This window comes from Pseudomonas sp. GW821-FHT09C10 (genome assembly GCF_059418085.1).
In genome coordinates this window covers 342,981-356,666 of the sequence record NZ_JBWKPE010000001.1, presented here as the reverse complement: position 1 = coordinate 356,666, position 13,686 = coordinate 342,981, and the positions used below count along the sequence as shown (strand labels likewise).

The window sequence follows — 13,686 nt, the reverse complement described above, 5'->3', positions numbered from 1 at the left end:
CGGGGAGGGGGGTTCAGTCAAGTCAGGGGGGAAGCGTTATCCGGTTGTCTCTAGACGCGTTTGGCGTCCTTCAGGTCGTCCCAGGCTTTTCCCGGTGCGGCAGAAGATTTTGCGTCGAGCATCCGGTTCAGCGTGTCGCGGTGGCAGGCATTTTCAGACATCGAAATCACCACCGTCGCTACGGCGTTACTGGCCAGGCTGGTCAGGGCGCGAGCTTCAGACATGAAGCGGTCAACGCCGATTAGCAATGCCAGGCCGGCCAATGGGATGTCGTGAATGACCGTCAGGGTCGAGGCCAGTGCCACGAACCCGCTGCCGGTAACCCCGGCGGCGCCTTTGGAGGACAGCAGCATGATCGCCAGCATGGTGATGATCTGCATCAGGCTCAGATCAATGTTGCAGGCCTGGGCAATGAAAATCGCCGCCAACGACAGGTAGATGGCCGTGCCGTCCAGGTTGAACGAGTAGCCGGTGGGCAGTACTAGGCCGACGACGCCTTTTTTGCAGCCCAGTGCCTCGAGTTTCTCCAGCATGCGCGGCATCACCGGTTCCGTGGAGGAGGTGCCGAGTACCACCAGGAACTCTTCCCGAAAGTAGCGCAGCAGCTTCCACAGGCTGAAGCCGTTGGCGCGGCAAATACTGCCCAGTACCACGAAGACGAAAAAGCCGCAGGCGATGTACAAGGTCATGATCAACTTGGCCAGCGAACCCAGCGAAGTGATGCCGTACTGGCCGACAGTGAACGCCAAGGCCCCGAAAGCGCCGACCGGTGCAAAACGCATCAGGTAGGAAAAGATCTTGAAGACCATTTGCGAGGCGGATTCGAGCACGTCGAGCACGGGTTTGCCACGCTCGCCCAGCGACGACAGGGCAAAGCCGGACAACACCGCGATAAACAGCACCGGCAACACTTCACCTTTACTGAAGGCGCCGATAAACGTCTCGGGAATGATGTGCATGAAAAACTCCACCACCCCAAGTTTTGCGGCCGACTCCGTGTACTGGGCCAATCCTTTGGTGCTCAGCTGGCTGGGATCGATGTTCATGCCGGCGCCCGGCTGGAACATGTACACCGCGACCAGGCCAATCACCAGGCTGATCACCGTGAGGACGAAGAACAACAGCATGGTTTTGCCCAGCAGGCGCCCGAGGGAGCGCTTGTCGCTCATCCCGGCGATGCCGGTGACGATGGTGCAGAACACCACGGGCGCAATCATCATCTTGATCAGTTTGATGAACGCGTCACCCAGGGGTTTGAGTGCAATGGCCTGCTGGGCCCAGAAATGCCCGACCACGATGCCGAGCGCCACGGCGCAGAGGATCTGGAAGTAGAGCGATTTAACAACTTTCATGGCATCACCCATTTTTAGAATTGTGCGGATGCAAAAATGCCAACGACTATCGGAATTTATCCGGCAAGGCGCTGCGAGTCAGTGGCGTAGACGTAGCCGGAAAAAAGCCTGCGGGCGGTGCGTACGACTGAGGCCTGAATTGTCTCACCGTTCACGCCGGTGTAGGACAATACGACATCAATTCCGCCGCTCGGGTGTTCGATCCGCACCGCTTCAAGGCGCGGCGTACTGATCCCGCCGAGCATCTGCGCAACGATGCTGCCTTCGATCACGCACGCAGTGGCCAAACCAATCGAGCCGGTAATGGCGAGCGCGCGGTGGCAGTTGTGCGGCATGAAGTAACGAACCTGGATCGTGCCCCCGGCTTTCGCGGGCGAAACCAGTACCGGCTTGGGAATCACTTTGTCGCTGACATCGCCCAGGCCCATGGCCAGGCCCGCCTGAAGCCGCAGCGTCTCGAGGCGCCGCAGGAATTCCTTATCGGCGTCCAGTTCCGCCGGGCTCTCATCGCCACGCTTGCCCAGTTGGCTGGCTTCGACAAGCACCATGGGCATCGCCATGTCGATACAGGTCACCGCAATGCCATCGATCACGTCCTGCGTGTTACCGGTGGGAAAGAGCTTGCCTGTCTTGCTGCCGGCTGCGTCGAGGAACGTCAGTTGCACCGGTGCGGCCGTACCGGGCACGCCATCAATGGCGGTATCGCCCTCGTAACTGACTTTGCCATCCGGCGTGTACACGTCGGAGTGAATAAAGGTGCCGGTGTTTACGTTGCGAATACGCACACGGGTGCGCTCCGGGGTGCCTTTGACCAGACCCTGCTCGACGGCGAACGGGCCCACCGCGCACAGCATGTTGCCGCAGTTGGGTGCGCTGTCGACCCTGCGTTGTGAAACCATCACTTGAACGAACAGGTAATCAACGTCCGCATCCGGGTGCAGCGAAGGGCTGACAATCGCAACCTTGCTGGTTTGCGGGCTGCCACCGCCGATGCCGTCGATCTCCAGTTCATGACCGGAGCCCATCAGGTTGAGCAGCAGTTCGTCGCGGGCCTCCACGGCGGCGGGCAAATCCCAGTCGAGAAAAACCGGACCTTTCGAGGTGCCGCCGCGCATCAGCACACAGGGAATTCTTTGCATGATACTGACTCTTGTTGATCAATCGGTGTAATTGATGTTCTTGGAGCAAGAGTCTCAAGCTTTAAAAAATGTTTCAAATGCAAAGATTGAAGAGATTATTGCGTTTTTCGAATGATGAATTTACGCTGAGTTTCCTTTTGACGCCTTGTGCGGGTGAGATAAGACATGGAATATGAGCTGAATGACATTCGATCCTTCGTGAAAATCGCTGAACTTGGCAGTTTTCACGAAGCAGCCGATGCCTTGCACCTGTCTCAACCGGCACTCAGTCGCCGAATTAAAAAACTGGAAGAGGGGTTGGGCACCTCGTTGCTGGATCGCACCACGCGCAAGGTCAGCCTCACGAGTGTCGGTCGTGACTTTCTGCCCAAGGCACGTCGGTTGCTGGATGACTTCGATGAGTCGATTCTCAATATCCGTGAACTGGCCGAACGCCAGATTGGCCGGGTAACCCTGGCGTGTATCCCGACTGCGGCTTTCTATTTCTTGCCGTCAGTCATTCGCCTGTATAACGAGCGCTACCCAAAAATCCGCATCCGCCTGCTGGACTTGAGTGCCAATGAGGGGCTTGAAGCGGTGCTGCGGGGGGAGGCCGACTTCGGGATCAACATGATGAGCGGGCAGCATCCGGACATTGAGTTCGTGCCCCTGGTCAGCGAGCCTTTCGTATTGGCGTGCCGGCGTGATCATGAATTGGCTGGACGCAGTTCGGTCACCTGGTCCGAATTGAGCGATTACCGCCTGATCGGGGTAGGGCGCCTGAGCGGCAACCGCATGTTGCTCGATCACGCGCTGTCTGGCCTGAGTTGGCGGCCGCAATGGTTCTACGAGGTCCAGCACCTCTCGACTTCGCTGGGCCTAGTGGAGGCCGGCCTGGGGGTTTCGGCGATGCCGAGCCTGGCCATGCCGGCTGAAGATCATCCAACCTTGGTCAGCGTCCCGTTGATCGAGCCGGTTGTGAACCGCTCCTTGGGCCTGGTCTATCGCCGGGGAGCATCGCTTTCGCCGGCGGCAGAAAAATTCGTCTCGATACTGCTTGAACAGTGGCCGCAATGAGCCATCACACATGACTGATGGGCGATAACCGATGCTCATCAGCGGTTGTCTCCGTGGATTGGGGGGCCGTGAGCCGAAACAAGGGTAGAGTGTTCATCACTTTCTGTTCATAAGGGCCTTCGCGTAGTCGCCCTCAGTGGTTCCAGCGTCCGGACAGGGCAAAAAAACGGTATCTCAATTGTTAAGTGAAGAATGAATCATCCGCTGTTTGTTTCTCTGGATGGGCCCAAGGGCACCGGCAAAACCACGCTGTTGGAGGCCGTTACGAAAGCACTGAGGGCAGACAACAAAAAGGTGATCCGGCTTTGCGAGAGAAAAAGCGATCCGTACCGGGAGGGAACAATGGCGCTTGTTAACCAGCTCGTCAGAAGTCCCTCCCGGGAGTTGGAGCTGCGGGTGTGTGAACGCTTTGCTGACAGCCGCGCCTGGATTTCCCGGCAGGTGCTGGCTAAACAGCCACCAGGCAGCATCATCCTGATCGATCGCTGGTACCCGTCGGATGCCGCGTTTCGCCGGATAATTCCGTTTGCAGAGATCCTGCAGTTGAACATTGATCGAAACGTGCGAGTGCCAGACCTGCATGTCGGGATTGTCACCGCCCCTGAGATTTCATGGGCGAGGGCAGCGGCACGACGGCGTGGGCTGAGCAGTACCGTGATCCATAAGCTGGAAGAACATAGCGCTTGTACCCAGGCATTCGAGCGAGCGATTGCAGATCACGGTTGGGTTTTGTGCCGTAATGAAGGCACGATCGAGGACGCAACGATGCAGGTGATCTCCGCGATCTACAGAGTCCTTGCTTGCGCGTCCCCGGCAGTCATTCTACCGGCCCCGACCTCCATCGATTCCTTGTGCTATCCAGGCTTCTAATGCCTCGGCGCTCATAGGCTTGGCTATCAAATAACCCTGTGCTTCGGAACATCCCCACTGTATTAACAGGTCCAGGATTTCTTGATTTTCTACGCCTTCTGCAACCACCCGGTAGCCGAGCCCCTTAGCCAGTCCGATCAGGGTTTTAACCAGTTGCTTGTCATTTTGATTGCTGCCCAGCCCGCTGATCAGAGATTGGTCAAGCTTGACGGTATTGGCCGGGAGCTCCTTCAAATAAGCCCAGTTGCTGTAGCCGGTGCCAAAGTCATCAACAGCAACCTCTACGCCAAACTTACGGACACGCTCCAGTTGCCGGATGACTTCTTCAGGGTTGGTCATGAGCATGCTTTCGGTAAACTCAAGTTCAAAGCCAGCGGGGTCCAGGCCGTGCTGTTGAATCTCATGGATCATCGCGTCGACGAATTCGGCGCTTTCAAGATCGCTGACGGTAATGTTCATCGCTATCCGCAGGCGCACACCTTGCGCTTTCCAAATAACCGCTTGCTGGATGATTGCGTTGAGCACCCACAATCCAACGGAGGGTATGAGTGCGGTTTTTTCAGCCAAGGGTATGAATTCAGCAGGGCTGATGGGCCCCAGTAAAGGATGTGTCCAACGTAATAGTGCTTCTACTGAATGACACCGTCCTGAGGGCAGTTTGATTTTTGGCTGGTACACCAGGCTGAACTGTTTGTCGGCGCTGACCGCCTCCGGCAACGAACTCAACAACATGAACGCGCGTTGTTGAGCCGCATCAAAATGGGGTTCATAGCGCGACCATCCCAGCCTGCGGTCACGCGCCTCATCCGCAGCGCTGACCACCAGGCGAAGCCAGTCTTGCTGGAGCCCTGAGCTATGAATAGGCAGGACGCCAATCCCGACTTGCATGAGTATGGGGATGGCGTGGCATTCGACAGGCTTTTTGAAGTCCTTGAGGATGTTTTCACAAATGTGCTCGGCCGTTTGATCCTCCTCAAGGAGGAAACCAAACCGCGTCGGGCTAATTTTATAAAGTAGACACTGTGGCGGTAATAGTTTTTGTAGGCGCGCTTTGATTGCCAGGACCAAGTCTGTGGCAAAACTGTAACCCAGCGCCTTCACGATATCGTTGAGGAACTTTGGCGAGATGATGTCAACCGCATACGCTTGGCACGCGCTGTGGGTCTTGAGCGCTTGGCGTATATCCTCCTCAAACCGGAGTCGATTAAATAACCCTGTGGGTTGGTCGACGAAGTTTCGAGAGCGCATGCTGTGGATGTGCATCATCACCAGTTCAGCAAAACCGCTGAGCATCGCGCTATCACGCTCACTCATAGCGGCGCGTGAGACTGTATCAATGATGCACAGGCTTCCCAGCGTAAAACCCTCTTCGGTAATCAGTGGGGTGCCCGTGTAATAACGAATATACGGAGGCCCCGTTACCAGGGAATTGTCTTTAAAACGGGGATCAAGCGTCGCGTCCAATACCTCCAGCGGGGCGTTTTCCAGCGTCGAGTAAGCGCAGAAGGACACTTCTCGTGGTGTCTGCGTCTCTTCAAGCCCTACGCGCGCCTTGAACCATTGCTGATGCTCATCGACGATCGAAATCAGCGCTATGGGTGCGTTGAAGTAAGCAGAAACCATCTCGACGATTTTATCGAAGACAGTATCGTACTCGCTGTCAGCTGGACAAAATTTCGCGACCTCTTTAAGCCGTTCAATTTCATTCGGCGGAATAGGAGCGCCTGCGCCCATGACAATCCTCGGAGTGGCTGTGTTTATGTGCACGGTATCAGACAGTGCCATCATTATGATGTTGTTTTTTCTATTCCTCTGATAGCTCAACGGTATGCAGGCAGACGGCCTCTCCTGTGTTGCCGGGAGAGGCGCGTGTTTGGACTCAGCACTGCGTAGTATTGCAGCAGCAGAGCGGCCGGTGATGCTCGGTTGATAATATGCATATGCTCTTTTAGTCGTTGATTCTTAATCGGCTTCACTTTCAACTGGCTTCTTTTTGACCGGTGAGCGTTGATGTCCGAGCGGTGTGATGTAGTGGTACTGGGATTGGGGGCCATGGGGGCCGCTACGGTGTATCAGTTGGCGAAGGCGGGTGCGAATGTTGTGGGTATCGACCGCCATCACCCACCTCACAACCTGGGCTCCAGCCATGGCGATACGCGTATTACCCGGCTTTCGGTGGGTGAGGGCGCGCAGTACGTGCCCATTGTGCGCAATTCCCACCGCATCTGGCGCGAGCTTGAGCAATTGTCCGGGGAGTCGCTGTTCGAACAGTCGGGTCTATTGGTTCTGACTTCGAGTCCCGAGTTTGACCCCAACGATAAAACCGACTTCACATTGCGCACCATCGGCCTAGCACAGGCCTATGGTATCGAGCACGACGTTTTATCCGCCGAACAGATTCGCCAGCGCTTTCCACAATTTGCCAACGTACACGACACTGCCATCGGCTATTTCGAGCCAGGTGGAGGTTTTGTACGTCCTGAACGTTGCATTGATGTGCAGCTCAAGTTGGCCGAGCAACACGGAGCAATCCTCTACAAAGGCGAAACCGTCACTGGGATTAGCTCGAATGAGCAGGGAGTTCATGTCACTACGAATCTGCGCACGCTCTTTGCTAACAAGCTTGTGATTAGCGCCGGCAACTGGAGCGGCGGTTTGCTGGGCGAGCCGTTTGACAGCCTGCTCAGCGTCTACCGGCAGAAGCTGTTCTGGTTCGGGCTGGAGGAGGGCGCCGAGTGGGTGGATCACTCACCGACGTTTATCCTCACTCACGGCCGTGGCGACGACAAAATCAACTACGGCTTTCCCGCATTACACGGCGAGGGCAGCCTGAAAATCGCCACCGCGCAATACCACACTACTTCGTTGCCGCAAACAATGGATCGTACGGTCTCGTCGGCGGAAGAGCGGGACATGTATGAGCACCAGGTGCGCGGCCGCATCGTCGGTGTTACCTCGAACGTGGTCAAGTCTGCTGTCTGCGCCTACACCGTGACGCCGGATCGCCATTTCATTATCGATGAGCATCCGTCGTGGCAGAACACCTTGGTGGTGTCCGCCTGTTCCGGTCACGGCTTCAAACATTCCGCCGCGTTAGGCGAAGCGTTTGCACAGTGGTGCATACGCGGTTCGACCGACTTGGATCTCTCGTCTTTCTCCCTTAAACGCTTCGAGCGCTATCATGGACGTAAAGCCGGATTCACGATGCCGAATACGTAAGCGTTCCGGGAACACGCTCATGAATCTTGATTCGCTGAGAAGTAAGTCAAGCATTAGCGTTCCCTCCGGCGATGAGTAATGCCGTCAGGTACGAACTGTGACGGGCACCGCTTTATCGGAATCGTACAAGCGGTTGATTTCATTGAGCAAAATGAACAGTGCTAGCCCTAGATTGGAAAACAGATTTCTGTTTTCCGGTAAAAAGCTGCAATTCCAGCCATTTTCCACTCAACGACTGCACTGAACGGGGGCTTAGTCGACCAGTTGTACGACAACCTCTAGCCCCATCCTGAACTCAGTCACAGGCCAAGCGCGAATGTCTTTAAGGGGCTTTGTCGCTGCCTCGCCGCGAGCTCAGCTGTCAACGGCGGTTAGTCATCGCCGGGAAACAGACTGGCAGTCCGCAATCATTTTTCAGAAAGTGAATTCAACGCGTTCGCTCTCCTAAGCGCTTAAATGGCTCGTCTAAATCTTACCCAACGAGCCCAAGGAAGCCGATGGTTGCATTACAAGAATGCGTCCAGGCGAAAGTACATTCAGTTCTGGAACGAGGTTCACGCCATACCATCAGGGATGCAGATGCTATCCTGCACTCATAAGAGACGCGATTTAATAGACGAAAAATTTCATATTCTTTCGGGCGTTATAACCATGTCTGGGGGTAATCGGATCGTCGCTTTATTTATATATTGCGATTTTCAATTTATAGGTAATTAAATTGCTCGCTCACAAGTGATTGTGCTGGCAGGAAAAATACATCGAAAAAAATACCAAATAAATCCCAATGTTTAAATTTCAATTTAAGCATTATTCGGACTGCCAGTTTGTTGACGGTAGTGCGTTAATAAAAGTTGTTGTGGCTATCGGCGTTGTAAGCTAGCGTCTGTCACTAGCAACTGACGTGTAGTCTTCTGATAGATTTCAGTAGTCGTCTATCAAAACGTAAGTCCTGCGTGATGGGACTGCATGCCCATGAAGACCTGGCCGGCATACGGCTGCAAAAGGTTTGATGTAGGCGAGCGCCGGCCACTTACCAGCGGCGGCGATTACCTCAACCAAGATCATTCTGATGGCGGCGCAGAGTCATGGTTCCAAGAGGTCGCCTCACCATTTTAGTGAAATAAAGTGATGGTGTTAACCACGAGCATGTAAGAGTCAATGGGTCTCGGATGGTTGATTACTACTATGAGTTTGACATGACAGGTGATAACTAAGGTGAGTAAGGAAATTCGCACGGCCATAACTATTCATGCTTCTAAGCCGGTTCGAGTTAAGGTTCCACCCCTGAAGATCCCACGGCCTTGGAAGCCAGCTAACGCTACAGTTACTCAATCCGCCGTGCCTTATGAAGCTCTCGATGTGAGCGATGCAGAGTTACGGCTTGCGCGGAAGCGCGATGCGATATTCAAGCAACTGAGACTAGGCTTGATAGGTCAAGCCAAAGCCATGGAGCTTTTGGAGGTCAAAAAAAGCCAGTTCTACAATCTCTATCGGTCATTTTTACAGTCGACTAGCTATCTTGAGCTAACTAGAAAAAAGCGCGGAACCAAGCCCGGAAACCATAAGCTAACACCGGGCCAGCTCAGCGCTCTCGAACTTTCATATCAGGAGAATTATAAGGGGCCAAAAGCATCATCAGCGAAAGTTTGGAAGGGGGCACAAGGACTGGTGCCTGAAGATGAGTTGCCGCCCAGCAGGTATCAATGTAGGAAGTTTGTGGCTGCAAAGCCGGAAAAAGAAAAGTATTACAGAAAGTATGGCAAGGAGGCTGGCGACAACAAATACAAGCCGAAGCCCAAGAAAAAAATTATGGAGCGTGTGCTTCAGCAAGTCCAGATGGATCACACTATGGTTGACATGCTTTTGGTCGACGAGTTTGATCGCAAGGTTTTGCTAGGGCGCCCTTGGTTGACAATAATCATGTGTTCCCTCACAAGGGTGATACTTGGGATGTATCTGAGCTTCCGCCCCCCGAACTTAATAACTGTAGCAAGCGCTCTCGCCTTTGCAGTCCAGGACAAGTCTAGGTTTTTAGAACTCTACGGGATCGATCCCAGGGAATATCCGTTTTACGGCATCCCCTTTTTGATATACACGGACAATGCTGCTGAGTTCACAAGTCCTAGATTCATGGCAACGTGTAGGAGATGGGGGATGGATTGGGATCATCGTCCAGTCGACAAAAAGTGGTACGGCGGGTTGATCGAGCGCGTAATAGGAACTTTCATGGGGGAAGTTCACTTCCTGCCCGGAACCACAGGTAGTAATGTGATTCAACGAGCAGGCTTAAATCCAGAGCGAGACGCTAGATATAACATAGTGGAATGTGGTAAGTGGCTGCTTGAACAGGCGATTATTTACCATGGTACGGTGCATGAAGGCTTGCATAGCACTCCGCGCCAGGCGTGGGTTCATTATGATTCACAAGGGCTTCTAGATCATGAGAGGGTGATTAGGCCGGATCAACAGAAGCGCTTTGAGATTGATTTTTTGGCGCCATCTTACAATCACACGATTCAATCATATGGGATAAATTTTGCGGGCAGAAGGTATCATAGTATCGAACTTGACCCGTATATTGGTGCAAGAGATGTGGAGATAAGGTTTCAGCCTTATGACCTGGATTCAATCTGGGTTATGGTGCCAGGGAGATTTCTACATGTCCCGTGCATATATACCAAGAATCAACTGTCCAAAAATTGGGAGTCTTATAGTAGCCATAAAGCCTTGTCTAGTGCCCGACACGTCGGTCATAGCGCGCCCGCAGGGCTGATTGACGATGAGCATGCTTTGGCAGCCCAAAAAAGGCAGCGCGAACTAGCAGTTGAGGTTGAGACACAAAAAAATAAAAAGCCAAGGCCGCCCAAAGATATCACCGCGAAAACGGAGCGGCTACCTACTCACCCAGCAGTCCAACCAGTAATTGGCCCACCACGTATCATTGAAAGTAGTCGAGGTGCGCCCGAGGTTTTGCAGCCTACACTGATAATTGACAGGTTCAAAAAATGATCATGGACGAATTCTCATCATACGAACACGTGTTACCAGAACTTCGCCATAATCTTCAACTCTCTGCGACTGAGCGTATTGAGATCTGCAGGCATGATTTTTGGATCGACACACCAAAATTCGCTTTGATGTTTGAGTGTATTGACCACATGTTGTACACCCGCAATCAGATTCAATCGTCTTGCATCTTTATACACGGTGCGGGTGGGGATGGGAAATCAGCTGCGTGGCATCGGCTGAAATTTCTCAGCGCAAACTCTGACAGGAAAATGGTATTTGTCGAACTGACCGAGAATACTAATCGCTTCAAGTTACACGATCGTATCCTGGAAGCGTTTGGCATTGAGATCGGTCGCCGTAGCACTGCTGACAAAGAAGAGCTAATCTTCAAATACATTAAGGCGAACAATATTTGTGCCATCGTTATTGATGAACTAAACGATGCGCTTCTACAACCGTACGCTCAGAAACGTACGCTTCTTTCACTAATGCGTAACTTGTCGGGAACTCTAAAACTATGCGTAATTGCATTTGGAAATACTGAAGCATGTAGCGTCCTCATGCTGGATCGTATCATTGATCGGCGGTTTGTGCAGTTTGCCATCAAGGATTGGGAGATGGGTCAAGACTTCGTTGATTTCATTGCAACCTATGAGGCACATCTTCCGCTCAAACTCAAATCCGACCTCTCAGAAGAAGAGCTTAGAACGCTAATTCATACCGAGTCGTACGGCATCATGGATAACGTTGTCAAGATAATGAAATGTCTCGCCATGGATGCAATTGACTCGGGAGTCGAGCGCATTTCGCTGGAACAATTCCCTCGTTTGCATAACATTGCTATGCGATTCGGTTTTAACGTACATATTCCAAAGAGTGATCGTAATGCAGAGTTGTCTACTCAACGATAGGCTAACACCATGCCAGAAAGAAGTTTATGATCTGGTCTCGGATCAGTTGGCGCTGCCTGAGCCCTCTATAATAATATTAAATGCCGAGCCAGGTTCAGGCCTTTCGACATTAATGGAAAAGATCACGAATTCTATCGGGGCAGCATGTATTCCCCTCACATCGAGGCCAGCCATAAATGGACGCAACCTGCTTGAAACATTTTACTGTCATTTGGGACTAGGCGCTGAGGGTATCTCACACCGTTCACCTATTCCGGCTTTTGTATCCCCTCTCATAGAATTGCAGCCGATCACCGGAGTGATTATTGAAGATATCGATGACTTTGCTATAACTATCCCGATAAGAAAGATGACTATAGGGCATTTGAGCAAAATTTCTTCAGCGTTGCCGGGTATGAGTCTAATCATTTCTCAGACATTGTCGAGGTGGGATCGCGATCGTAGTATCCGTCACAATCATATTGAGGGGCCTCAGACGCGTCATGAGTGTTATTTGCGCAGCTTTTCAGGTATGGCGCAGTACATTGATCACTTTCAAGGCGTCGCCGCATCGCTTGGATTGCATGATCTATCGAACATGGCACTAACGCGACTGTATGAAATTACTGACGGAAATCTCGCTTCAACCATGCAGCATCTTTGTCACCCCCTTTTGAAACGCAAGTGGAAATAAGGAATGTGCATATCAAATGAATGGAGCCATCTTCCCAGTCTCGAACGAACTATTTACTTCCTGGCTGTACCGCCAAGGAGCCATTCCAACTGATGCGGGTCGACCTATTGATGATCTGTTGGAGATCTATCAATCCTCAATGCAGCATGCGAACTTCGATCCTGATTTTTGTTTGCCTAACAAGTTTAGTAGCGTCGCGCTTGAACGGCTTGGAAAGACAGACTCTGATCTTTCTATGTTTGCACCGAAGAGCGCGTGGCTAATACCACGCTATTATCGCGGAGCCTTCTGCTACGAATGCTTCTGTGATCACATTCGATCATTTAGGCTTCCCACAATGCTTACTGAGTGGTGTTCAGTTATTCAAACTGTGTGCCCTGCACACGCAGTTCCGCTGCTCGACACGCCCGGAAAGCAGAGCTACAAACTTAACATTGCAGTGAAGATCTTCGCTTACTACCATGCCCAGTCAAGTCCGGTAGAATTTCCCCGTGCCACTCTGACACCTAAGGTGTTTGACGCTATGCTGTCAGTGCAGGCGTATATGTCCAGCGTTGAGATTTCTGCCTCGGGTGATGGAGAGAATTCTGAGTGGCGATTAATCCAGACTCTAATACGAATATTGCTTTATCCCCGATATGGCATAATTAATTCTTTGTTCCCCAAGCAGTCGACTAGTTCTGATGCCAGGTTTTTCCGATATAACTTTCATTTGGGGCCGTTAATAAGTCCGGTAATGCGTAGGCAGCTAGCAATACTGCTGACTGGCTTGATCTTGAATGTTTTGGAGGAAGGTGAGCGACTAGAAGCGGAGCAGTATCTTCAATCATTTGACCGCCATCATTACTTTTTTGATAGCCCAGCCGGTTTGGGTCGATCTGCTAACGTCTTCACTCCAGAACATGGAAGGCAGCTCTTCGTGCAATTGATTCAGCTCTCAAGCAAATTTCACAGCCCTTACCTGGCAGAATTTATTGCAGCGTTTGGTGGCAGGGTTGGATAGTTATCATCGGGAGGAGATATGCTGCTGCAGTTCGTAACGCAGGTTCGCTTTTCCCTGCCATTTGCCGTTACCGAAGATGGCGGGGTTCTCGGGGCGCAGGCGGATGTAGGGATGTTCGTTTCATTTCCGTCGAGGAAAATACTCGCCTGGTTTCATGCGACTGACCGACTCAGGGACAAGATAGGTACTCTTCGGCTCATGCTGCCTGGGCCGTTGCCCTCATGCTTAACCAAGCTTGTGTGGATCAATGCTCATGGCCTAACCCAAACGCAGCAAACTGCGGATTTGGTTGACGCGTTCACGGAATTCCTCTACGACTTTCCAGTTACAGTTTATGGAAGTCAGGCAGTAGTACGGTACATGGCCAGACCTGTCTTTGATTCGCTTATGAACAATGCTGTGGCTCGTTACAACCGATATTTTATGTAGTCATTTGTCAGGTTTCCGCTCATCA

Annotated in this window: 11 protein-coding genes; 8 read left to right on the top strand and 3 right to left on the bottom strand. The window is 52.3% G+C overall.

All coding sequences use genetic code 11. The features are described 5' to 3' along the window. Positions 1–50: 50 nt before the first annotated feature. Together AC07OT_RS01565 and AC07OT_RS01560 are read right to left on the bottom strand one after the other, a co-directional pair. Positions 51–1,364, bottom strand: coding sequence for a dicarboxylate/amino acid:cation symporter (locus AC07OT_RS01565; protein ID WP_495107239.1), 1,314 nt, complete (start codon positions 1,362–1,364; stop codon positions 51–53). A gap of 44 nt (positions 1,365–1,408) precedes the next feature. Continuing rightward, the gene (locus AC07OT_RS01560; protein ID WP_065941473.1) at positions 1,409–2,491 is read right to left on the bottom strand and encodes a 4-oxalomesaconate tautomerase; all 1,083 of its coding nucleotides are present in this window, start codon (positions 2,489–2,491) and stop codon (positions 1,409–1,411) included. A 165-nt stretch (positions 2,492–2,656) separates the two neighbouring features. Between AC07OT_RS01560 and AC07OT_RS01555 the strand changes: the two genes are divergently transcribed. Both AC07OT_RS01555 and AC07OT_RS01550 read left to right on the top strand, forming a co-directional pair. Next, on the top strand, positions 2,657–3,547 hold the full coding sequence (locus AC07OT_RS01555) for a LysR family transcriptional regulator (protein ID WP_027605835.1): 891 nt from the start codon (positions 2,657–2,659) through the stop codon (positions 3,545–3,547). Between the two features lie 192 nt (positions 3,548–3,739). Continuing rightward, complete coding sequence (locus tag AC07OT_RS01550) at positions 3,740–4,417, top strand: dTMP kinase (RefSeq protein WP_495107238.1); 678 nt, start codon at positions 3,740–3,742, stop codon at positions 4,415–4,417. Here the strand turns inward: AC07OT_RS01550 and AC07OT_RS01545 are convergent. Continuing rightward, positions 4,370–6,151, bottom strand: coding sequence for a sensor domain-containing phosphodiesterase (locus tag AC07OT_RS01545; RefSeq protein WP_495107237.1), 1,782 nt, complete (start codon positions 6,149–6,151; stop codon positions 4,370–4,372). The two genes, AC07OT_RS01550 and AC07OT_RS01545, sit on opposite strands and share 48 nt — an antisense overlap. Before the next feature lie 276 nt (positions 6,152–6,427). On the opposite strand from AC07OT_RS01545, the gene solA reads away from it, so the two are divergent. The 6 genes from solA (at position 6,428) to AC07OT_RS01515 (ending at position 13,661) form a co-directional block, all read left to right on the top strand. Further along, positions 6,428–7,636, top strand: coding sequence for an N-methyl-L-tryptophan oxidase (solA, locus tag AC07OT_RS01540; RefSeq protein ID WP_495107236.1), 1,209 nt, complete (start codon positions 6,428–6,430; stop codon positions 7,634–7,636). A 1,215-nt stretch (positions 7,637–8,851) separates the two neighbouring features. After that, positions 8,852–10,645, top strand: coding sequence for a transposase (locus tag AC07OT_RS01535; protein ID WP_495107235.1), 1,794 nt, complete (start codon positions 8,852–8,854; stop codon positions 10,643–10,645). Next, positions 10,642–11,556 (top strand): TniB family NTP-binding protein, encoded by a 915-nt coding sequence (locus AC07OT_RS01530; protein ID WP_495107234.1) that lies wholly within the window; start codon positions 10,642–10,644, stop codon positions 11,554–11,556. The genes AC07OT_RS01535 and AC07OT_RS01530 overlap by 4 nt, the downstream gene beginning before the upstream one ends. A 112-nt stretch (positions 11,557–11,668) precedes the next feature. After that, positions 11,669–12,229: a hypothetical protein gene (locus AC07OT_RS01525; RefSeq protein WP_495107233.1), complete on the top strand. Its 561-nt coding sequence runs from the start codon at positions 11,669–11,671 to the stop codon at positions 12,227–12,229. A 16-nt stretch (positions 12,230–12,245) separates the two neighbouring features. Then, entirely contained in the window at positions 12,246–13,232 is a 987-nt protein-coding gene (locus AC07OT_RS01520) for a TniQ family protein (protein ID WP_495107232.1), read from the top strand. 18 nt (positions 13,233–13,250) lie between these two features. After that, positions 13,251–13,661, top strand: a complete 411-nt coding sequence (locus AC07OT_RS01515) for a hypothetical protein (protein WP_495107231.1) — start codon at positions 13,251–13,253, stop codon at positions 13,659–13,661. Positions 13,662–13,686: the final 25 nt, after the last annotated feature.